The organism is Faecalispora jeddahensis (assembly GCF_000577335.1).
Lineage (GTDB): Bacteria > Bacillota > Clostridia > Oscillospirales > Acutalibacteraceae > Faecalispora > Faecalispora jeddahensis.
This window is the reverse complement of the sequence record NZ_CBYL010000011.1, coordinates 52886-74074: the sequence shown is the minus strand read 5'-3', so window position 1 is coordinate 74074 and position 21189 is coordinate 52886. Positions and strand designations below refer to the sequence as shown.

Below are 21189 nucleotides of genomic sequence, written 5' to 3'. Positions count from 1 at the left end.
TAAAGCTGACTGCTTTGTGATTGCGCTGTTCCACAATTCTATGGGCGATTTCTATCGCGCGAATACTTTCAAAATAAAGGTCCCGGAATCCAGCCGGCGCTGGTTTCCGGGACCTTTATTTTGAGGTTATGAGATACATAGGTGAGCGCAAAAATGCCCTTTTCATCTATAACGCGAGGCGTGTTTTATGTGGAAGGGTATCTTTACTTGGCACTTTACAAATTGAAAGAATACAATTATACTGAAAGTTAATTATATGCTGGAAATTACAAAATGAAAGGAAGAATGAATCGATGAACTGCTGCTGGTGCACCATTACGACGGATCAACTGGAGGAATCCGTGGCGTTTTATGAGGAAGTAATCGGCCTTTCTGTGGCGCGGCGCTTTTCCCCTTCACCGGATACGGAGATCGCTTTTTTAAAGGACGATCGCGGCTTTGAGGTGGAGCTTCTGAAAAACGGGAGACCGACAAGTGATGACCTCAACGGAATTTCACTTGGGTTTGAGGTGAAATCGCTTGCGGATACACTGGCTCTGGTCAAATCCAAAAACATTCCTGTTTTCGGCGGGCCAACCAAAGTGCCGGGCTGCACCTTCTTTTTTGTCAAAGACCCGAATGGAGTCTCCATCCAGTTGATAGAGAACGATCATTAAAAGTAAATTTTATCGCCTACCGTAAAAGAACACCCTGATCGGCAGAACCGACGAGGGTGTTTTTTTATTGCCCGGTGGTCTTTATTTTTTCTGTCAGCCATTCGATCATCGCAGTTCGTCCGTCTTCGCTCAGTTCAAATTCAGACTGCTCCCCGATCTCAGACTTTTCAAAACAGTACGGGCTATACCATACGTAGGTAACCAGCATATCGTTTGCGGGTTCGATTTTGTACCGCGTCTTGCCTGCGCTCCCTTTGTATACTCCGCCGTTTTGATAATATAACAGACCTGGTAAATCCATGTTATCACCTCACCCGGGGATCATTATACACCGTTCCAGCCGGGCTGTAAAATTCTTCCTTGCTTTTTTGTGAATTGTCTCTTCCACCGTCGCCGGCCTGTTCTGCCCAAAGCTGGGGCATCCGGTGCGCATAAAATAACTTTACGCCACAGGCGAAAGCAAAGTTTTTGGTGGCTGAAAGAGCATGGAATCATCTGCTTTCTGGCTCCGGCCACTTGGGCAGCTTTTTTGTAGGCGCTTTTTCGAATCTATGATATAATAACCTCACAGAATAGGCGAAAGCAAAGCTTTTGGCGGCTGAGAGAACATTGAATTATTCGCTTTGTGATTCCGGTTATTTGAATGGTGTTTGATGAAGTTAGCTTCAAATTTATGATATAATAACCTCAAAGCGGAAGGAATCTTCTTAAGCTATCTGAATTATATATGATATAATAAACTGGAATTGAATTCCAGATGGAAAGGATTATTATATCATGCAGGGGATTTTAGTCGGCTTTTGTTCGTTTCTTCTGATTGGGCTTTTCCACCCCATTGTCAGAAAGGCGGAGTATCATTTTACCAAACGCATTTTTCCGGTGTTCCTTTTGGCGGGGACCCTTTGTCTGGCGGGGGCGTATTTTGTGGGGAATCAGTTTGTATCTTCCATTCTGGGCATGGCGGGCTTCTGCTGTTTCTGGAGCGTAAAGGAGCTTTTTGAGCAGGAAAAAAGAGTGGAGAAGGGCTGGGCTCCGCGTAACCCGAAGCGCGATCAAAAGTAATCGTGTCTTTCTCATGGTATCTTCATGATTCTGCTATATTTTTCTCATAAATTCACGGTAGGATAAAATTGGAATTATTTTGAGATAGGGCGGGAGAAGCATGTCAAAGCAAAAGGTTTTGATCATTGAGGATGACCCCAATATTGTTCGGGTGTTGGAGCTGGAGCTTCAGCATGAGGGATATTTGGTAGAAAAGGAATACGATGGATTGTTCGGTCTGCGCAGGGCGCAGGACGAGTCGTTCGATCTGATTCTGCTGGACGTCATGCTTCCGGCGATTAACGGGCTGGAGGTTCTGCGGCAGCTGCGCACGGAATGCCAGACGCCGGTGATCCTGCTGACCGCGCGCGACTCGGTGATGGACAAGGTACACGGCCTGGACGAAGGGGCGGCGGATTATGTGACAAAGCCCTTCGCCATTGAAGAGCTGCTGGCCCGCATGCGGGCGGTGCTCCGCCCGGCAGCCCTACAGAAGGGCGATGCGTTGGTTGAAACCGAAAGCCTCACCATCAATAAAAACAGCCGCGAGGTATTTTGCTGCGGCGAGCCGGTTTCCCTTACCCGGCGGGAATTCGATCTGCTGGCTTATCTGGTGGAGCACCGCAACATGGTGTGCTCGCGCGATTTGCTGATGGAGCAGGTGTGGGGATACGACTTTCGCGGCCAAACAAATCTGGTGGATGTTTATATCCGCTATCTTCGCACCAAAATTGATTATCGCTTTCATAAGGAGTTCATCCATACTATTCGTGGGGTTGGGTATATTATTCGATTATGAAGAAAGACGATTCGCCTTTGAATCATCAAAAAGTTGTGTTGAAAGGCGTAAAAAAATCGCTCAGTTCGTTTCTGTCTTTTCTGAAAAGGTGTAAGGCGTCCATCGTTTTCAAAACAGCGATGGTCTATGTTGTCATGTTCGGAATCGTTTTGGTGATTGCGGCCTCTGTGATGAGCGCCGCTTTTGTTTCGTATTCCGCCCATTCGGAGGAACTGGAGCGGACGATGTCCTTTGTGGTCAGCAGGCTGCAAAGCCCCGCAGGGCAGTTGTTTGATTTTGAAGAGTTCGCACAGTTCAGCAAAACCATGATCGAAATATCGGACGTGCGCACGCACGAGATGGTGCGCTTTGGCGAAGAAATTACGGATGTTTCTGAAAAAATGCAGACTGTGCGCCGGATCGACCGGCCGGATTTGCACCTGATGATCAAGGTGGTGAGCACCGAATATGCAAACGTGCCGTTTGAGGGCGGGATCGGCATCGCGTATGCGTTTGCGCTGGCCGGTTTGCTCATCGCGGCGATCCTGCTCGGCTCGCTCAGCACGAAGAAGCTGCTGCATCCCGTTTATGTCATGACGCAGACCGCGCGCTCCATTACCGCGAGTGATCTGAGCGTGCGCATCGACGAGGGAAACTCGAACGATGAGCTTGATGAGCTGGCCAGAACCTTTAACGAAATGCTGGATCGTCTGGAAGAGGCTTACCGCAAGCAGAACCGCTTTGTTTCGGATGCTTCACACGAGCTGCGCACGCCGCTTTCCGTCATTTCGGGCTATGCGAATCTGCTGCGCCGCTGGGGCAGTGAAGACCCCGTCGTGCTGGAGGAATCCGTGACAAAGATTATCGAAGAAACCGACAACATGCAGCAGCTCGTGGAGCGCCTGCTGTTTTTGGCCCGGGTGGATCAGCAGACGCAGGCGATCAATCCCGAGCTGTTCAATGTCAGTGAGCTGATGAGTCAGATTACAAAGGAGACCCGCCTGATTGACGACAGCCACACGCTGTGCGAGCAGATCGAGCCCGGGGTAACGCTGACGGCCGACCGTGCGCTGATTTTACAGGCAGTGCGGGCGATTGTGGAAAACAGCATGAAATATACGCCGCCGGGCGGCACGATCACGCTGTCCTGCCGGGCCGAGGGAACACAGGTATGCCTTTCTGTCGCAGACACGGGGATCGGCATCGAAGAGAAGGATCTCCCTTATATTTTTGACCGCTTTTACAAAGCTGATGAAGCCCGTTCCCGTCAGGCAGGGGGAACCGGCCTGGGGCTTTCTATCGTCAAGTGGATCGTAGAGCGCCACGGCGGAGAGATCCGGGTCAGCAGTATTCCCGACCATGGAACAGAATTTCATATCCTGATCAGCCGGCAGCTCTGCCTGCCCGCCTGAACGTTCTGTGCCCGGCGTTTTCAGGCCGTCGGAAAAGCGGCGAAGCCGCAACATCGTTTCTAAATTTTGCTTCCTGTGCTGCTGTATGCCCGCAGGGGAGCGGCACCCGCAAATTTTAGGGATGTGCCTTCCTTTGCCGCCTTGCTTTGTGCAGTTTTCGGCGCCCTATTATTTTTCGATCAACCAAAGCCTCTCCCATGCGGGAGAGGCTTTTTCATGTGATTCTAATTCTGGGGTTATTCTTTTCTCATAATCTTTCGTTAGGATAAATTTGCTTGTATTTCTGGAAAAGATTCCATTCCTTTTTCAGGGCATTTTTTGATTGTTTGGGAGGATTACCATGGTAGAAAAGCTGAAGTTCCTCGGTCAGTTTGCCGCGGCGCACAAAAAATTGGCAGTCATCGTGTGCCTGAGCGTGGTGGTTATCACCGGCGGCGCTGTTTGGTTTACCGTCTGGCGGAGCGCTCAGTCTGCGGAAAAGACGGTTTCTTACCGGGAATCCACCGTGACAACAGGGGATGTTACCGTAGGCGTTTCAGAATCCGGAACCGTTTCGCTCGATTCCGAATCGATCACCTTTCCGGTAGACAGCGAGATCGCGAAGGTGCTGGTCAAATCGGGCACCACCGTGAAAAAAGGAGACGCGCTGATTCAATTGGATTTGAACAGCGTTTCGGAAGGGAGCCTGGAAACCCGCCAGAAGCTGGAGGAGGCAAAGCTCTCTTTGCAGGAGGCCCTGGGCGATCAGAAGTCGAAGCTGGAGGAAGCGAAAATTACATATGAATCCAGCAAATACCTGTCTCAAACGGCGCCGGTTACCCGGCAGCTGACGGAAGAACAGCTGCAAAATGATATTACCTCCGCGGAATCGTCGCTGAAAGAAAAGCAGGAATCCCTGGCGGAATATCAGTCGCTGCAAAAGACCTTTTCCGCAGATTACGCAAAGCTGAATCAGCTGGAAAAGTGGATGGATGATGCCGAAACTGCCAAGACCAGCTATCAAACGCAGCTGACACAATACGAAAAGGATTACAAATCGGTCATTGACCGGTACGACTCGCTGAAATCCGCCGCAGAGTCTGCGAAAACAGCGTGGCTGCAGGCCAAGTATACCGAAAGTGACGATGAGGACGATCTCAAAGATGCGTATGACGAAGCGGAAGAGATTGCCGAGACCTATTACAGCAAAGCGGCCGGCAGTATCATCAGCCAGCAGACGATTTTAGAAAACAAGGTGGCGCAGTATACGGCAGAGTATTCCAACTACACCACGGCCTATAACAAATATAAGGATACCTTTAATGATAAATATCATGTCAGCAGTGACGATGATGAGAGCGTTTCGGCAAAAGAGCTTGCGGATCAAGTGACACAGCTGCAGGCCGACGTGAAAACCGCGGAATACAATCTGAAAAAAGCGCAGAAAACGGCGCAGATTTCTTCCCTTGACGCGCTGACCAAGGAAAAGAGCGATCTGAATACAGCCTCCAATGCGGGCGCGGCGTACGATCTGACGGTCAGCCAACTGGAGCAGGCGGTGACCACACAGCAGGAAAGCTGCGACACCCTGCAAAACAAGATCGACAACATCAACAGCGCGATGAACAATGTCGGCATCATCACAAGCCCCTGCGACGGCATCGTCGCAACGGTAACCTACAAAGACGGCGACAGCGTAACAGCGAATCAGGCCATGATGACCATTTCCCGCTCGGGTTCGGTCTCTCTCTCCGTTTCGGTGTCTGAGGACGACATCACCAGCGTGGAGGTGGGGCAGGCGGCTTCCATTCAGCTTTCCGCTTATGAGGATCAGTCTTTCGACGCTCTGGTCGAGAGCATTACGGCGGAACCGGCCCGCAGCGGCTCTTCCTCCGTTACGTATACCGTCACCGTACGAATGACGGGTACCAATACCGTCTCCGGGAAAATTTATACGGGGATGAGCGGCGAAGCCACATTGATTCAGGGGAGCGCGAAGGATGTTCTGTACGTTCCGAATCGGGCGGTCAAGTTTGAAAACGGCGTTTCCAGTGTTCTGGTGAAGGGCAGCGACGGGAACCCCGAAAAGCGCACCATCGTCACCGGATTCAGCAACGGAACGAGCGTCGCCGTTTTAAGCGGCCTGGAGGAAGGTGAGACCGTCCTGACAGAAAGCGCGGTGACGGCGAAATGAGCCGGGAAGCAGGAAAGGGCGGAATGCGTTTTTCAGAAATCCTTCGTCTGGTGTGGATCAACATCATGGAAAGCAAGTTTAAGGTAATGCTGACCTCACTGGGGATTATCGTTGGCTCCGCCACCATTGTGCTGGTAATTGCCATCGGCCACGGCGGTGAAGTGGATGTTCAGAATCAGTTCAAGAACCTGAACGCGGGTTCCATTAATGTTGCCGTCAGCACGCAGGCCGATATGCAGGATCAGATGATGGGCGGCTTTCCCGGCGGCGGGATGCCTGGCGGTGGAGGCGGTGCAATGCCCGGCGGCGGTACCATGCCCGGTGGTGGCTTCACTGTCAGAGGCGGCGGTGGCGGTGGCAGTGTCCGTATCGGCGGAGGAGCCGGTGGTTTCTCCGGCGGCAGCATGGGCGGAGGCAGGCAGAGCGTGAAGCTGTCTGAGGAAGACTTGCAGAATATTTCGGATCTGGTTCCGGGGATTTCGATGCTCACCATTTATGCGAGCGGCACGGCATCCGCCGAGGGCGGGAACCTCACCGAAGAAACAGACGAGACCGTTGTCGGCGTTCTCTCCAATTATCAGGAAATCACCAATCTGGAGCTGCTGCAGGGCAGTTTTATTTCGGACGATGATGAAACGGATAAATCAAAGATTGCCGTGATCGGCTATGCCAAAGCGCAGGAAATTTACGGCAGCGCTTATGCCGCCTATGGCGAGAGCATCGCGCTGGAGGGAAAGACGTATGAAATCGTCGGTGTGCTCAGCTCAATGGGCACGGTTTCGTCCGGCACAAGTCCGGATGATTCCATTTTCATTCCCTATTCCACCGCGGTAAAGTATGTATTCGGCAATGACGCGAGCCCCGAAATTACAGCGATTGCGGAAGATGTGAACGATGTTTCGGATGTGATGACGAACATCAACACCGTGCTGCAGGAAGATCACGAGAACGCGAACTTTAAAATAACCGATGCCGGCAGCAGTATGGAGGCCGCCACGGCTTCCGCGAACACGCTGTCGATGCTGCTGGTTGCGGTCGCGTGCATTGTGTTTTTAGTCGGCGGCATCGGCATTATGAACGTGCTGTTTGTTTCCGTAAAGGAGCGCACGCAGGAAATCGGGATTCTGAAAGCCCTGGGATGCTCTAAGCGTGAAATTTTGCTCCAGTTCCTTTCCGAGGCGAATTTTATCAGCGTGTTCGGCGGTGTGGTCGGCGTTGTGCTGGGCTTTTTAATGGTTCCTTTGCTGCGCCTGACCGGCATGACCATCGAACCGCTGGCCGTCAGCGGAGTGTACTCCATGCTGTTTGCGGTCGTTACAGGTACGGTTTTCGGCTTTTATCCGGCATGGAAGGCTGCATCCTTAATGCCGATTGAAGCGCTTTCTCAGGAATAAAAGGAGGAGATCATCATGGTAAAACAATCGAAAGCGGTTTTGGCGGGCGCTCTGGCGCTTGCCGTGTTCGCGGCTGCTCTGGCCGGGTGCGCGGGGAATACCAGCAATTCAGAGGAGAAGGATTCGTCCGGCGGGGCGCAAACCTCTTCTTCTTCCGACGGGGAAACCGTTTATGCCGGTAAGGTGACGGCGATCACGGGTAATCAGGTTACGCTGGAGCTTGGCACAGTAGAGGGCGCGGGCCAGGGGGCCATGCCGAGCGGAGAGCGTATGAAATGGGACGAGAACGCTTCCGGAACCGGCTCTGCTCCGTCCGGCAGCCGGCCAGAACGCCGCAGCCCCAACGAATCCGGTTCAGCCTCCGGGATGATGCCGCCCGCTGAATCGGGAGCGGCTTCCGGATCGTCACAGTCCGCTTCGGGAGAAAAGAGAGCCAGCCGAGAGGTTTCGATCACTCTTACGGGTGAAACCAAAACAGTTCTGGTTCCGGTCGGGCTCACACTTTCCGGTTCCGGCATGGGAGCAGGAATGCCGGAGGGCGGCGGGATGCCCGGCGGAAATGGCGGTAACCGGGAGAATGGCGGCAACGCGGGGAACGGCGGCGGTATGCCCACACAAAGCGGCGCGTCGCAGAGCAGGCAGTCCTCCTCCGGTACAAAGCAGGGGAGCGCCGCGCAGTCCGCGAGCAGAGCCAGTTCCGGCAAAGACTATTCCAGCATCACGGTCGGAATGATTCTGCAGATCACAGAAAAAACCGGGAGCGACGGCACGCAGACCATTACCGCGGTTCGGGTGCTCTCCAAATAACATACAGCCGGGGGTGACGGTTTGGAGCCAATCATAAAAATTGAAAACCTGAGCAAGAGCTATCATCAGGGGGAGAGTGAGCTGAGGGTGCTCAAGAATATCTCTCTGGAGGTCATGAACGGGGATTACCTGGCGATTCTTGGCCCGTCCGGTTCCGGAAAAAGCACATTGATGAATGTGATCGGCTGCATGGATCGCTTTCAGGAGGGGGAATATTGCCTGACAGGGTGCGCGGTCGGCCAGCTCAACGACGCTCAGCTTACCAGATTGCGCAACGAGAAAATCGGATTTATTTTTCAGAAATATCACCTGATTCAAAAGTACTCGGTTCTGCTCAACACCATGATGCCCCTGCTGATTCGCGGCATTCCCCGAAAACACGCGGAAGAGCTTTCGATGGAGAAGCTGAACATGCTGGGGATGAGCGACCGGGTGGGGCATAAGCCAAACGAGCTTTCGGGCGGCCAGCAGCAGCGTGCCGCGATTGCCCGCGCGCTGGTGGGAACCCCGGAGCTTCTTTTGGCCGACGAGCCCACCGGCGCGCTGGATCGCGCGACCGGCCAGGAGGTGCTCAAATTGTTCGGTGAACTCAATTCCATGGGGAATACCATCGTGATGATCACGCATGATTTGAGCGTTGCGCAGCATGCCAAGCGGATCGTTCATATCATTGACGGAGAATTGTATGAGGACGGACAGGAAGAGCGGGCGGGGGAAAAAGAACTCCCCGACAAAGCACCTGTTCAGAAAGGAGAATTGGATGAAAATCAAGAAATTCCATTGGAAAAACCTTCTGTGCCTGGCAGGCGCTATACTGTTGGCAGTCGGCATTTCGTCGCCCGCGCTGGCCAGCTCAGAACAGGCGTCGGCAGTAAAGACGCTGGCGAGAGTTACGCTGCCGGAAAACACAAGCTACATCAGTGATGTGTATTCCGGTATTCTGAATCTGGAGACCGGCGACCAGAGCATCGCGGTGGCTTCCATCGACAGCCAGAATCGCGTGGTGATTTCGGCTATTTCTGAAGGGGAGACAGCGGTCAGCTATTGGTACCAGACCAGCGTGGAGTCCGGCTGGATCAGCGTGTCGGTTCCGATCACGGTTTCGGGCCAGTCGCAGGGTTCCACGAGCATCGACGCGTCGAAAATCGGCCTGACCTTTGCCAGCACGGTTCCGATTTCGATTCAGAAAGGGATGACGAGTACTGTCTCTGGAATTCAGAAAAACGGCATTTCTGTTGCAGCCAATACGCTGCTTTGGGTTTCCTCCAACGAAGCGGTCGCGCAGGTGACCAGCAATACGGGCGAAATCATCGCGGTCGGCCCAGGAACGGCGACCATTTACGCGGTAGACCCAACAGATAAATACTGCGCCAGCATTGGAGTGCTGGTGACATAAGAAAGAGCCGATCTTTTCGATCGGCTCTTTCTGCTATTTTCCCTTCTTTACTTTGCCTTTCTTTTCCGGTAGAATAAAAATAATAAGAATGGGCGGGATCGGCGCCCGGAAAACTCCATGCTTCTGCAGGCGACAAGGAAAGGGGATTTTATGAAGCAAAGAAAGGGAACAAAAGCACTCTTGTGTACGGTGATTCTTCTGCTGGCCATTCTGACCGCTCCCTTTTCCTATGCGTCCACAGCAAAAGGTGCGTTCGTTCCAACACGCGACGTCATGGCGCTGGTGAAGCCGTCAATCCTATATGGAACGATGAAAACAAAAGATAACGAGGTTTGGGCCGGAGCCCAGGTCGAAATCCTTCGGGATATCAACGGCGGGCAAAAGTATCTGGTGAAAATCGGGAAACGGACGGCGTGGGTCAAAGGGACATCGCTCTCCATTCCGCCGGACCCGGAAACGAATACGGACAGGCTTACCGATGAGGAGCTTGTGTATTATGTGAACCAGATGGGCTTTTCGAGCGGTTCGGGCTACTTTGTGTGGGTAGACATCGACCGCCAGATGCTCAATGTGTTCACCGGCAGCCAGAAAAACTGGAAGCTCGTCAAATCGATTTCCTGCGCCACCGGCAAGAACGTAAACCCAACGCTGCGCGGCACGTTTACCCCGATGAGCTATGGGGAATCCTTTGGCTCCTATAATCGGGAGGGCGCAAAATACTATGTGTCTTACAGCGGGGATTATATGATCCATTCCTTGCCGTATTTACATAACAAGGTTTCTGATTATACCGTTGGCAAGCGCGCTTCGCACGGGTGCGTGCGGATTGCAGTTGCGGAAGCCCAGTGGTTTTATCGGACCATCCCCCGCAAAACCACGATCTGGATCAATTGATTTTGGGACACGCTTACCCGATAAAAAAAGGGATCGCCGTCTATTCGGGAAGTCCGAATACCTCTGTGAAAGCGCATGAAAAGTCCCCGCTGACCAGCTAAGATGATGCTGGTCGGCGGGGCTTTTTCTATCTGATTCCGGGATGGAGCAGGCAAGGCAAAGAGAGCTAGCTGCTGTGAGAGCGAACCTTGTTCTGTGGTTTTTTACAGACGTGAACTTTGCGGTCAAGCTGCTTATTCCGGTATCTGATACCCCTTGTCCTTCACAAGATGCACAATGGCGTCCACAATATCCGGGTGGTAGAGAATCCCTTTGTTTTGAACCAATTCATCAATGGCTGCGTCAATGCCCAGCGCAGGCCGGTAGGGCCTGTGCGAGATCATGGATTCAAATACGTCCGCCACAGCCAGAATCTGCGCTTCGGGAAGAATCTCGTCCTGTTTCAGCCCGTGGGGATACCCGCTGCCGTTGTAGCGCTCGTGATGCTGCAGGATGATCTGCGCAATCTCAGAGAGCAGAGGCACATTCTTAAGGATGGTGTACCCGGCCTCGGAATGCGTTTTGATCAGAGCATACTCAATTTCAGTCAGCTTGGCGGGCTTGGACAGCAGCTCGCTGGGGATTCCGATTTTCCCGATATCGTGAACGACTCCCGCGCGGAACACCTTTTCACAGCGTTCCCGGCTCCAGCCCAGCTCTTCCGCAACCGCCAGCCCGATCAGGGCAACCCGCTTCTGGTGGCCCGCGGTGTATAAATCCTTCTGCTCGACCATATTGGCAATCGCCAGCAGTGTGCCGTCAATTGCATCCTCCAGCTGTTTGGCCTTTGCGGCGATGATGCCTTGATAATGGATGTTGTCCATCGCAATCGCGGCAGTGTCTGCCAGCACCTGCAGTACCTTGATTTGCTCCGGCGTTGCATTGTGCTTTTCGGCCCAGTAACAGCCGATGGCCCCGATCGGATCATTCGTTTTAATCGGCACCATAGCAAGGCTTTTTACGTAAGTCTTTTGATATACATCGATCGGGATGCGGGGATCGCTGTAGATGTCCTCGATAATTGCGGGGATCCGGTTCAGCATGACCCATCCGCTGATGCATATCTGCATGGGGAAACGATTGCCTTTCCATAACGGAGAGATGGAGTCCTCCTCCGCATAGTAGCAAAAATCGTGGTCTCGCAGCACAAAGGTTGCGCCGTCGGAACCGGTTAAATCGCGAACCGAATGGCGCACGATGTCCATAACCGTCTCCAGGTCGCGTGCCGCGGACAATTCCTGAACGACGTGCAGTAGCCTTTCCATGGTTTGAATGTATTGAGAGGTTTTGAGGGGTTCTGTCTGGTTTCGCATCGCTTCCATATTCTCCTCCTCACATCCGGAGCAAATCTCCTATACAAGCAAATAACGTCTTCTTCATCTGTTACAGCGGCTTATGTTTTGGGGAGTGTACTATCATTATATTACCAGATATACCCAATTTCAACAAAATGCGTAAAGTTTTATGTTTTCAATGAATTTTAGAGGAACCGGATTCAGGTTAGGCGATTGCCAAGACTGCTCTTCGGCCATTATTTCTTTCGGGCAATCAGGCAGCACAGGGGCCGGACGCCGCCGTCCAGCTCCATCAGCCGCGTGCCAAGCTGCTGTCGAATGCCCGTTTTCCAGAGGAAGGTGGGGGCAAGCAGCATTCCGCCGGGTCTTAACACACGGTGAATCTCTTCGAGCGCCTTGTCCGGTGACGGCATGATGTGCAGGGCGTTGGCGATCAATACTGCGTCAAAGGATTCTGCGGGGTATGGCAGGTTTGTCGCGTCCTGCACCTCAAAGGTCAGGCTTTGGGGGCCGCTTCTCTTCTGCGCCTCCAAGACCATTTTTTCAGAGAAATCCGTTGCCGTCCACTGCCGCACCCTTTCCGCCAGACGAAAAGAAAACTGACCGCTGCCGCAGGCCAGTTCCAGTACCTCCATCTCCGGGGTCAGGTAGGGCAGGCAATGGGTATAAATAGCGTCATAAAGCGAAGCCGAGCTTTTCATAAAGGGCGCATACAGCTTTGCCGTACGCTGCCAAAAGCCCCGGTTCGTTGAATCTTTCATTATTTCTCTTCCCTCCATCCCAAAAGAGCATTGTTTCAGATAGTCATACAGTACAAAAGTCACCATTCTTTGTCAATCTCTTCCTGCGGCCCGGTAAAAAGTAAAAAATTTATTCCTAAGCATGGATTTGTCCTTGTTTCAACGTGGAATTTTCACGGTCATAAAAAGAGAGCCGAAGCCGATAAAATGCTCCACGCCTTCTTTTTATTACTACAGGATAAGTTGTTCACTTATCTGTCCCTGTTTGTGATCAAAAGAGCAGAGCTGATCACGACAAATACGGAACCGACATTGTGCACCAGCGCGGCCGTTACGGGATTGAGCACACCGGCCGCCGAGAGGAACACGGCAATCACATTCCAGGTCATGGCCACGGCAATATTAAAGTTGATCCGCTTCATGGATTTTTTGGCCATCCGGAAAAGATACGGAATCCGCTCGATATTGTCGCCGACGAGCACCGCGTCGGCCGCTTCCACCGCGATGTCGCTGCCGATGCCGCCCATCGCGATTCCCGCAAAGGCGGTTTTCAGGGCGAGTGTGTCGTTGACCCCGTCGCCGATCATGCAGATCGTTTTTCCCGCGGACCGATACGCCTGGATGGCCTTGCTCTTTTCTTCTGGCAGCAGGTTGGGCCTTACTTCCTCAAGCCCCGCCTGGGCGGCGATATGCCGTGCCGTGGTTTCGTTGTCTCCGGTTAAAAGGATCGAATGGATGCCGACCGCTTTCAGTTCCCCGATCAAGTCCTTTGCGGTGGGCCGCAGACTGTCCGCAAGCGCGAGGAATCCGGCGAAAGCGCCGTCAATGCTCACATATACAACGGTCGCCCCCTGCTCCAAAAAGTCGTTTGCGTCTTTGTGTGCCGCCGGGGGGAGGGGAGCGCCCTCCTTCTTTAAAAAGTCCGCTTTCCCGGCCAGGATTCTGCGGCCATCCACAAGCGCGTGAACGCCCATGCCGCCTGTGAGCGCAAAATCCTGTACCTCGTGTGCTTCGCCGCCGCGGCGAAGGTATTCGGCAAGAATCGCTTTTCCGAGCGGATGCTCAGAATGCTGCTCTGCCAAAGCGGTCAGCCGGAGCAGCTCGTCGGCAGAAAGAGCCGGGTCAAAGCTTTTGATGCCCGTTACCGCCGGCCTGCCATGGGTCAGCGTGCCGGTTTTATCGAAGGCGACGGAATCGATCTCAGAAAACCGCTGCAGCGCTTCCCCGGAGCGGACCAGAATACCGAATCTGGCGGCGTTCCCGATGCCCGCCATCACGGCGGTAGGCGTTGCGAGAATGAATGCGCAGGGGCAGAACACGACCAGAACCGTGACCGCGCGGATCAGCTCGCCGGTAAAAAGCCATGTCGCCCCCGCAATGCCGAGAGCGGCAACCACCAGCCAGGTGGCCCAGCGGTCGGTCAGCCTGACGATGGGCGCTTTGTTGGCGTCGGCCTCCTCGGCCAGCCGGATCATCCGCTGAAGAGAGCTGTCGCTGCCGTTTTTGGTAGCCCGCATTTCAAAGGTGCCGAACTGGTTGATCGTCCCGCTGATGACCTCGTCGCCAGCCGTCTTGTCGGCAGGAATGGATTCCCCGGTCATAACGGACTGGTCGACGGTCGTTTCCCCGGCGGTGATAACCCCGTCGCAGGCGATGGTCTCCCCGGCAAAAACGACCAGGATATCTCCAGCCTTCACCTGCTCAGCCGGGATGAGCTTCGTCTCTCCGTTTTGCCGGATTCGTGCCGTTTTGGGGGTCAGGTGAATCAGCTTTTCGATCCCCTTGCGTGCTTTGCGGGCGGTCGCGTCCTCCAGCAGTGTTCCGATCGCCATAATGAACGCAACTTCTCCCGCGGCAAAATATTCGCCGATGCACAGGGAAGCGACCAGCGCAATCGAAACCAACACATCCGCTTTGATGTCGTGCTCTTGGATGACCGCCGCAGCGGAGCCGATCACAATGGGGATGCCGCAAAGGACAATGGCAACCCAAGCGATGTCGAACGGCAGTACGCCTCCCAATGCGTTTGTCAGGCTCAAAAGGAGCGCGATCCCGGAAATGATCACAAAGGTCAGATTCCGCTTTTCTTCCTCTATCAAGGTGTTCCGAATGGTTTTCCACATGATGCTTCCCTCCGCAGGTAAATGGTATTGCTTTCTAGATAAGAAAACAGTACGATGAATACAATACCGAACAATTTGTTTGATATTAGTATAAGAGCAACATGTGGTAAGCGGCAACAAACAAATGATGGTCGTTGTACGTTACTGAACAAATAACGGAATTTATTCATCTGGAGGAAGCGATGGACAGACGGCAGCAAAAAACAAGGGAAGCCATTTTTGAGGCGTTCAGCACGCTGCTATCCTCAAAAAGCTATACTAAAATTACGATACAGGAGATCATCGACCGGGCGAATGTAGGGCGCAGCACCTTTTATTCTCATTTTGAAACCAAGGACGATTTGCTCAGGGAGATGTGTACCGAGCTGTTCGATCACGTATTCTCAGAGCATCTGGATATGGAGAACACCCACGACTTTTCTTTGGCGAACGGAGACCCCGCATCGCTCATCACGCACATCCTGTACCATCTGCGGGATAACAAAAAGAATGTGATCGGGATATTATCCTGTGAAAGCGGCGAGCTGTTTCTGCGCTTTTTCAAGCAATATTTGAATGAGCTGATCACGAAGCATCTTCTGGCCGGAGTAAAGCGAAAAAATCAGATCGTCCCGGAGGAATTTCTGGTGAACCATATTGCGGGCAGCTTTGTCGGGATGGTGCAGTGGTGGATCAAAAACGATATGCGCCAGTCGCCGGAAGAGCTGGCAAAGTACTTTTTATCGGTGACGCTCCCGGTGATGTAATGATGGAACAGATGACCGGGATTGGTATCTGCGGATGAAAAAGAGAAGCGTTTTGCAAGGGCAGGGCGAGGGTTACTGTACCGGAAATGAAACAAAGCAAGCCGGCCTTGTGTGGCCGGCTTGCTTTTGTATATGGCAGTATTTCAAAAGCTATGCGGGATTTCATTGCTCCCAAAGTGGTTCAACGGGCGGCTGGCCGCTTTCGTCCAGGAGCGGAACAGAGGAAAAAACCAGTTCCAGCTCATCGATCCGGATGCAGTGCGGCGCCTTTTTGTGTCTGACCATGTCAAGACACTTGTCCCAATCCATCCACAGAACGGAATCCACTTCGGATTCCTGCAAGGTGAGTTCCGATTCCTCCATGTCCCTCCAGAGAATGTATACGTTGCTGACCTGATTGTCCCAAAAGCTCTGCCCATGGAATACTCCGTGGTATTCGGAGCGGCAGCATCCGCAGTAAATGAGTTCTTCCGCGGCGGCGGTGATACCGAGCTCTTCCTTCAATTCTCTCAAAGAAGACTCTAAAAAATCCTCTCCGGAGGGGATATGCCCGGCGCTCGATGTGTCGTAGCACCCCGGGTGCGAATCTTTATTCAGGCTTCTTTTCTGCAAAAGCACCTGTGTTTTGCTGTTTCGTTTCCGCAAAATCCACACATGAGAAGTGCGGTGGCGGATTCCGCTTAAATGTGCCGCTTCCCGTTCCACAGTTTCTCCGGTAGGGGTTCCGTTTTCATCTACAATATCCAGCATTTCCATTTTTGTATTCGCCGCCTTGTGTTAAAGTATCGTTCTTATCCGTTTGCATCGGCTGCCTCTGTCCGGCTGCCGGTCTGCTCAATCAGCAGCAGCTTTTGAGCCCGGCTGAGTTTTTTCAGGGCTGCCTCGCGCTGCAGCGCTTCGCTTTTTGTGAGATGGCTTTCCACGAATACCAGCTCCACCGGCCTGCGGGAGCGGGTGTACTTTGCACCCTTCCCGCTGTTATGCAGGGCTGTACGGCGGCATGGGTCGGTCGTATAGCCGCTGTACAGGGTGCTGTCGGCACAGCGCAGCATATAGGTGTAATATGTCGTGACTTTTTCGCTCTCCATGCGGTGTTCCTCCGCAGCTATTTTTGTGCGGCGATCTTCTCCGCCAGCTCCGTCAGATAAAGCCAGCGCTCCGTCTTTGCTTCCAGATCAGATTCCAGCTCTGCTTTTTGATCCATCAGGGTCTGCAGGCGCACGTAATCACTGGCAGACTGACCGATTTCTACTTCGCATTCGGCGATTCTGGTTTCCAGCGCCGCAATGTCGTCCTCTATGGTTTCAAATTCCCGCTGCTCGTTGAAAGAGAATTTCAGCTTTTGCGCCCTTTTGGGCATCTCTTTGGGGGCGGGAGAATCTTTTTTAGCGGCAGGCTGCTGTATTTCTTTCCGCTTTTCGTCATAGTCGGTGTAATTCCCCGGGTACCGCAGAATGCTGCCGCCGTCGTTGACCTCGAAAATCATATCTGCAATTTTGTCCAGAAAATAGCGGTCATGCGATACCGCGAGTACAGGGCCGGAGAAGGATTCCAGATAATCCTCCAGAATGGTCAGGGTTTCAATATCCAGATCATTGGTAGGCTCGTCCAACAGCAGAATGTTCGGGGCCTCCATCAAAATGCTTAAAAGATACAGGCGCCTGCGCTCGCCGCCGCTCAGTCTGCCGATCAGGGAATACTGCAGGTCGGGTGAAAACAAAAAGCGCTCCAGCATCTGCGATGCGGTAAAAGTGCCCTCCGAGGTTTTGATCTCACCCGCAACCTCGCAGATAAAGTCGTATACCCTCTGCTTCGGGTCAAGCTCTCGGGATTCCTGTGAAAAATATCCGATTTTCACGGTGGGTCCGACGTCTACAGTGCCCTCATCCGGCAGAAGCTGCCCCGCGATCAGATTTAAGAGCGTGGATTTTCCGGCGCCGTTTTTGCCGACGATGCCGATCCGGTCCTCCCGTTCCATCAGGTAAGAAAAATCCTGGATCACCGTACGGCCATCGAAGGCTTTGGTGATGTGTGACAGCTCAATGATCTTTTTTCCCAGTCGGCTCGATAAATGGGACAGCTGAACCGTATCGTCCGTTTCCGGCGCGGTTTGGTCCCTGAGCGCTTCGTAGCGGTCGATCCGGCTGCGGCTTTTCGTGCTGCGGGCCCTTGCGCCCCGCATGATCCATTGGTACTCCTTGCGCAAAAGCGCCTGCCGCTTGCGTTCGCTGGCTGCTTCCATTTCAACTCGCTGGGCTTTGAGCTCCAGGTATTTTGAGTAATTCGCCTCAAATGTGTAGAGCTTGCTGTGAGACAGCTCGACAATGTGGTTGACGACTCTCTCCAGAAAATACCTGTCATGGGTGACCATGATGAGCCCGCCGTTAAAGCGGACGAGTCTTTGCTCCAGCCATGCAACCATTTCGCTGTCCAGATGGTTGGTCGGCTCGTCCAGAATCAGAATATCCGCGGGGTGGATCAGCGCGGTAGCCAGAGCCACGCGTTTTCTCTGCCCGCCGGATAACGTGCCCATTTTCGCATCAAAGTCCGTGATGCCAAGACGCGTCAGCATGGATTTTGCCTCATATTCCTTCAGCTCGCGGAACTGTGCGGGGAACTCTGCAAACACCTGCTCCAACACGGTGTAGTCATCCTGAAAGGGCGGATTCTGCGGGAGATAAGACAACTGTATGTTGGGGTTCATGGCGATGGAGCCTTCATCCGGCGGCTCGACACCGGCCAGAATTTTCAGCAGGGTGCTTTTCCCGGTACCGTTGATCCCGATGATTCCGACCCGGTTCCCCTCGTTCAGGTACAGCGAAACATCCTGCAGCAGCTGCTTCATCCCATAATTTTTTGAAATTTTCTCTGCGGACAGTAGCATGGATTGCTCCTTTTTCATTGACTATTCTATTGATAACAGCAAGATGATAACCCGGAATGATCTTTCTCAGCGGGCATCCCGGAACGGGTTCATCATGCTTTCCTATTTTTCAATATTATAACAGGATGGAATCTCAAAGCCATTGTTATTGCAAAATGGTTGAAGCTACACGAGGCTTATCCTGTTTCAATGCTCTCTCAGGTATCGAAAGCTCTGCTTTCGCTTATGCCGTGAAGTTATTATAACATCAAACTGGAAGACATGAAAAAGAGGATATACTCCAAGCTGTTTTTTTCTTCAGACTGATGTTTCAATGCTCTCTCAGGCATCGAAAGCTCTGCTTTCGCTTATGCCGTGAGGTTATTATAACATCAAACTAGCAGACGTAAAAAGAGAGTACTGCTAAGCGTTTTTTCTTTAGGCTGATGTTTCAATGCTCTCTCAGGCATCGAAAGCTTTGCTTTCGCTTATGCCGTGAGGTTATTATAGCACAGATTCGAACGCGTATCTACCGTGCACCGATCGCCGGTTTTCAATCATCAACAGATGGTTGGAGCAGCAGCTGTCCTGTTCTGCTCCTCTTAGCGATAAAAAGACTGCAATAAAAAAAGAGCGCGAAAGCGCTCTCCTGTTCATACAGTTCAATCTGTTGGGGCGTAAAAAAATGTGTTGTTGTCCACAATCCGGCACCATTTTTGGTGTTCCAACACATGGATGATATCACTGCGCTTTGCACCCTTGCCAATCGCTTTGGTGATATCCGAAATGCGGATCAGCTGATTTGCATTTTGCTGAAAAACAACGAGCAGTCGGTCTCTTAAATCTTCCATAGAGGAAGCCGTTTTGGCTTTTACCTGCTTTACGCCGGCAAGACACTCCGGGTGTTTCTTCATATAAAGAACATACACGGCTTTGATACGGCTGAGCAATGCGGGGGAAATATGGATTAACTCCGGCAGTTCTTCAAACCGACAGTTCACAAGGTCGCGCATCCATTTATAGCTGTGAAGATCGCAATAGCGAAGAAAATCAGAATAACTATCGCTAAAATAAATTTGCTTGATTTCGTCCATTACGTTCATCCTTCCGTTTTTATGACACAAAAAATAATTATACTCGGTATTTTTATCAGATACAAGGCTTGACTTTTCCAGGAGATGAATGATTGCGAAACACTCTCCTGGAAAAAGTAAGAAAATAAATGGTGTTTTCCTTCAACTGATCGCGTTTGGAAGCAGTATCAAAATAAAAATCCACCGGCGCAAGCGGTGGATTTTTATTTTTTGCATGAGATTTTTTCCTTGCAAAAAATGCCTGATACGAACAGCGATAAACCGCATGTTTTGACCGCATACTAACAGAAAACAGAGGATGTAGGGGGTATCTCTTTTGGACAGAGATTTATTAATTCAGCAAGTAAAAAGTGAATACGCTCGCTTGGCGCAGTTGGAAAACCGCGAATATGTTACAAATCAGTCTTACAGCGGCGTTTCACCGGAAGCGTATTATGAAAAAACGTTGGAAAAAGCGATTCGCGATATTTCTGCAGGAAAGTATGACGACTGCATTTCCGGTCAGCAGGTAGTGGAACGGATTGCAAACCGCAGTACAAAAGCCCGGCGGATTCAGAACACCATCGAATCCACACTGCACAATATGGAAATTGCCGAAGAAATCATGGCATTAAAATCGGACGACAAAAATACACAGGACTTGAAGGAGAAAAACGAGCGACGAGCCGAGGCAATTCCTCAGATGATCCGCGAAATGAAAGAGGAACTGGCCCGGGAGGAGCTGGATGCCGAAAGTCCTAATGTGATAGGAGGCGGCGGGAATGGATAACGATCCCGGTACCATCAAAGAAATGCACGAGGAAGAGGGACGCGAAAAGATCAAGAAGCTTCAGAAGAAGATCGACATCACCAAATATAATATGGAGGTATCTTCAGAGATTCTCTCCGAAACGCCCTCGGACACACAGAAAGAAAAACTGATAGAAAAAAATAGACGGCGCCAGCACGGAATCGCGGGCCTGGAAAAGGAAATTCGCGACATTGAAGAGGTGCTGGAAAAATAAGAACAGAGAAAGCGGAGTCACGTTGGTGCCTCCGCTTTTCTGTGGCTATTTGTCATTGCCCGGCTTGTGTCTGTTGGCGGACTGCTTTTTGTGGTTGCGTCCCTCTCCGTCATTGGCGCTCTGAGCCATTGTCTGGCCGCCTTTCGCTTTTTGCTCACGGATTTCTTTGGGGTCGATTTGACTGTCTTTCGCCATGATATCACCTCTTCCATAGAATTCGCTGTGGATAGCGCATTATTCCGGGTCGAAAACAAATACTAAATTCGGGGTGATGATTTGGCAAGAGGCAGCACATTTTTTGAAGAAATAGAGCAGCATCTGCTTTTGGATGAAAAGCCGTCCCGCTTCTTATCAGAACTTACCGATTTCCACGCCCTCAGCGAGTATCCGTTCAACCTGCTTGAGCAGCTGCAGAACACGCCGCAATCCCCCGAGTACCACCCGGAGGGCAGCGCATGGAACCATACTTTGTTGGTAGTGGACGAGGCTGCAAAGGTCAAAGCGAAAAGCAGCGATCCCCGCGCTTTCATGTGGGCCGCGCTGCTGCACGATATCGGCAAGCCCTCTACTACCGCGCGCAGAAAAAGTAAAATCACATCCTATGACCACGACAAAGTGGGCGCGAAGCTCTCAAAGGAGTTCCTCAGCTTTTTCACAGCGGACACGGAATTCATTGAGCGGGTGACTCAGCTGGTTCGGTATCACATGCAGATCCTGTTTGTGGTGAAGAGTTT

Annotated in this window: 22 protein-coding genes and 1 pseudogene; 14 read left to right on the top strand and 9 right to left on the bottom strand. The window is 52.0% G+C overall.

Translation table 11 applies throughout. The features are described from left to right. Positions 1-293: 293 nt before the first annotated feature. The gene (locus TY09_RS06350; RefSeq protein ID WP_042432089.1) at positions 294-656 is read left to right on the top strand and encodes a VOC family protein; all 363 of its coding nucleotides are present in this window, start codon (positions 294-296) and stop codon (positions 654-656) included. A 64-nt stretch (positions 657-720) separates the two neighbouring features. On the opposite strand, the gene TY09_RS06345 is transcribed toward TY09_RS06350, so the two are convergent. Beyond that, positions 721-957 (bottom strand): hypothetical protein, encoded by a 237-nt coding sequence (locus TY09_RS06345; protein WP_042432087.1) that lies wholly within the window; start codon positions 955-957, stop codon positions 721-723. Between the two features lie 476 nt (positions 958-1433). Here TY09_RS06345 and TY09_RS06340 point away from each other — a divergent pair, with 476 nt between their 5' ends. The 9 genes from TY09_RS06340 to TY09_RS17580 all read left to right on the top strand — a co-directional run bounded on the left by TY09_RS06340 (position 1434) and on the right by TY09_RS17580 (position 10551). Continuing rightward, positions 1434-1718: a DUF4491 family protein gene (locus TY09_RS06340; RefSeq protein WP_042432085.1), complete on the top strand. Its 285-nt coding sequence runs from the start codon at positions 1434-1436 to the stop codon at positions 1716-1718. A 100-nt stretch (positions 1719-1818) separates the two neighbouring features. Continuing rightward, positions 1819-2496 carry a response regulator transcription factor gene (locus TY09_RS06335; protein ID WP_009061259.1) on the top strand — a complete coding sequence of 226 codons (678 nt, stop codon included), beginning with the start codon at positions 1819-1821 and terminating at the stop codon, positions 2494-2496. 17 nt (positions 2497-2513) lie between these two features. Continuing rightward, a complete protein-coding gene (locus tag TY09_RS06330) occupies positions 2514-3887 on the top strand; it encodes a sensor histidine kinase (protein WP_187119583.1) in 1374 nt (457 codons plus the stop codon). 340 nt (positions 3888-4227) lie between these two features. Further along, positions 4228-6060: an efflux RND transporter periplasmic adaptor subunit gene (locus tag TY09_RS06325; protein ID WP_042432079.1), complete on the top strand. Its 1833-nt coding sequence runs from the start codon at positions 4228-4230 to the stop codon at positions 6058-6060. Next, positions 6057-7454: an ABC transporter permease gene (locus tag TY09_RS06320; RefSeq protein ID WP_326520094.1), complete on the top strand. Its 1398-nt coding sequence runs from the start codon at positions 6057-6059 to the stop codon at positions 7452-7454. The genes TY09_RS06325 and TY09_RS06320 overlap by 4 nt, the downstream gene beginning before the upstream one ends. Before the next feature lie 15 nt (positions 7455-7469). After that, positions 7470-8261: a hypothetical protein gene (locus TY09_RS06315; RefSeq protein ID WP_042432076.1), complete on the top strand. Its 792-nt coding sequence runs from the start codon at positions 7470-7472 to the stop codon at positions 8259-8261. Between the two features lie 21 nt (positions 8262-8282). Further along, complete coding sequence (locus tag TY09_RS06310) at positions 8283-9185, top strand: ABC transporter ATP-binding protein (protein ID WP_042432074.1); 903 nt, start codon at positions 8283-8285, stop codon at positions 9183-9185. Next, complete coding sequence (locus TY09_RS06305; RefSeq protein ID WP_147584622.1) at positions 9079-9657, top strand: Ig-like domain-containing protein; 579 nt, start codon at positions 9079-9081, stop codon at positions 9655-9657. The genes TY09_RS06310 and TY09_RS06305 overlap by 107 nt, the downstream gene beginning before the upstream one ends. Before the next feature lie 150 nt (positions 9658-9807). Continuing rightward, positions 9808-10551, top strand: coding sequence for a L,D-transpeptidase (locus tag TY09_RS17580; RefSeq protein WP_052335565.1), 744 nt, complete (start codon positions 9808-9810; stop codon positions 10549-10551). A gap of 233 nt (positions 10552-10784) precedes the next feature. Here the strand turns inward: TY09_RS17580 and TY09_RS06295 are convergent, their stop codons facing one another. From TY09_RS06295 to TY09_RS06285, 3 genes are all read right to left on the bottom strand, one after another. Next, positions 10785-11912: an HD domain-containing phosphohydrolase gene (locus TY09_RS06295; protein ID WP_042432067.1), complete on the bottom strand. Its 1128-nt coding sequence runs from the start codon at positions 11910-11912 to the stop codon at positions 10785-10787. Between the two features lie 209 nt (positions 11913-12121). Beyond that, a complete protein-coding gene (locus TY09_RS06290) occupies positions 12122-12646 on the bottom strand; it encodes a class I SAM-dependent methyltransferase (protein WP_042432128.1) in 525 nt (174 codons plus the stop codon). A 230-nt stretch (positions 12647-12876) separates the two neighbouring features. Beyond that, positions 12877-14748, bottom strand: coding sequence for a heavy metal translocating P-type ATPase (locus TY09_RS06285; RefSeq protein ID WP_042432064.1), 1872 nt, complete (start codon positions 14746-14748; stop codon positions 12877-12879). Positions 14749-14930: 182 nt separating this feature from the next. Between TY09_RS06285 and TY09_RS06280 the strand changes: the two genes are divergently transcribed. After that, a complete protein-coding gene (locus TY09_RS06280; protein ID WP_042432062.1) occupies positions 14931-15494 on the top strand; it encodes a TetR/AcrR family transcriptional regulator in 564 nt (187 codons plus the stop codon). Positions 15495-15656: 162 nt separating this feature from the next. Here TY09_RS06280 and TY09_RS06275 read toward each other — a convergent pair whose 3' ends face one another. The 4 genes from TY09_RS06275 to TY09_RS06260 form a co-directional block, all read right to left on the bottom strand. Then, positions 15657-16250, bottom strand: coding sequence for an NUDIX hydrolase (locus TY09_RS06275; RefSeq protein ID WP_042432059.1), 594 nt, complete (start codon positions 16248-16250; stop codon positions 15657-15659). Between the two features lie 35 nt (positions 16251-16285). Beyond that, the gene (locus TY09_RS06270) at positions 16286-16582 is read right to left on the bottom strand and encodes a GIY-YIG nuclease family protein (RefSeq protein WP_042432057.1); all 297 of its coding nucleotides are present in this window, start codon (positions 16580-16582) and stop codon (positions 16286-16288) included. 17 nt (positions 16583-16599) lie between these two features. Then, the gene (locus TY09_RS06265) at positions 16600-18378 is read right to left on the bottom strand and encodes an ABC-F family ATP-binding cassette domain-containing protein (protein WP_042432054.1); all 1779 of its coding nucleotides are present in this window, start codon (positions 18376-18378) and stop codon (positions 16600-16602) included. A 641-nt stretch (positions 18379-19019) separates the two neighbouring features. After that, on the bottom strand, positions 19020-19451 hold the full coding sequence (locus TY09_RS06260; protein WP_009061219.1) for a hypothetical protein: 432 nt from the start codon (positions 19449-19451) through the stop codon (positions 19020-19022). A 316-nt stretch (positions 19452-19767) separates the two neighbouring features. Here TY09_RS06260 and TY09_RS06250 point away from each other — a divergent pair, with 316 nt between their 5' ends. Beyond that, positions 19768-20220, top strand: a complete 453-nt coding sequence (locus TY09_RS06250) for a small, acid-soluble spore protein tlp (protein ID WP_009061195.1) — start codon at positions 19768-19770, stop codon at positions 20218-20220. After that, complete coding sequence (locus TY09_RS06245) at positions 20213-20455, top strand: small, acid-soluble spore protein tlp (RefSeq protein WP_009061218.1); 243 nt, start codon at positions 20213-20215, stop codon at positions 20453-20455. Before TY09_RS06250 ends, TY09_RS06245 begins: the two co-directional genes overlap by 8 nt. A 45-nt stretch (positions 20456-20500) precedes the next feature. On the opposite strand, the gene TY09_RS18585 is transcribed toward TY09_RS06245, so the two are convergent. Continuing rightward, entirely contained in the window at positions 20501-20650 is a 150-nt protein-coding gene (locus tag TY09_RS18585) for a hypothetical protein (protein WP_009061230.1), read from the bottom strand. Positions 20651-20932: 282 nt separating this feature from the next. Here TY09_RS18585 and TY09_RS18980 point away from each other — a divergent pair. Next, a pseudogene (locus tag TY09_RS18980) lies at positions 20933-21103 on the top strand (HDIG domain-containing metalloprotein); the annotation flags it as partial. Between the last annotated feature and the right edge of the window lie 86 nt (positions 21104-21189).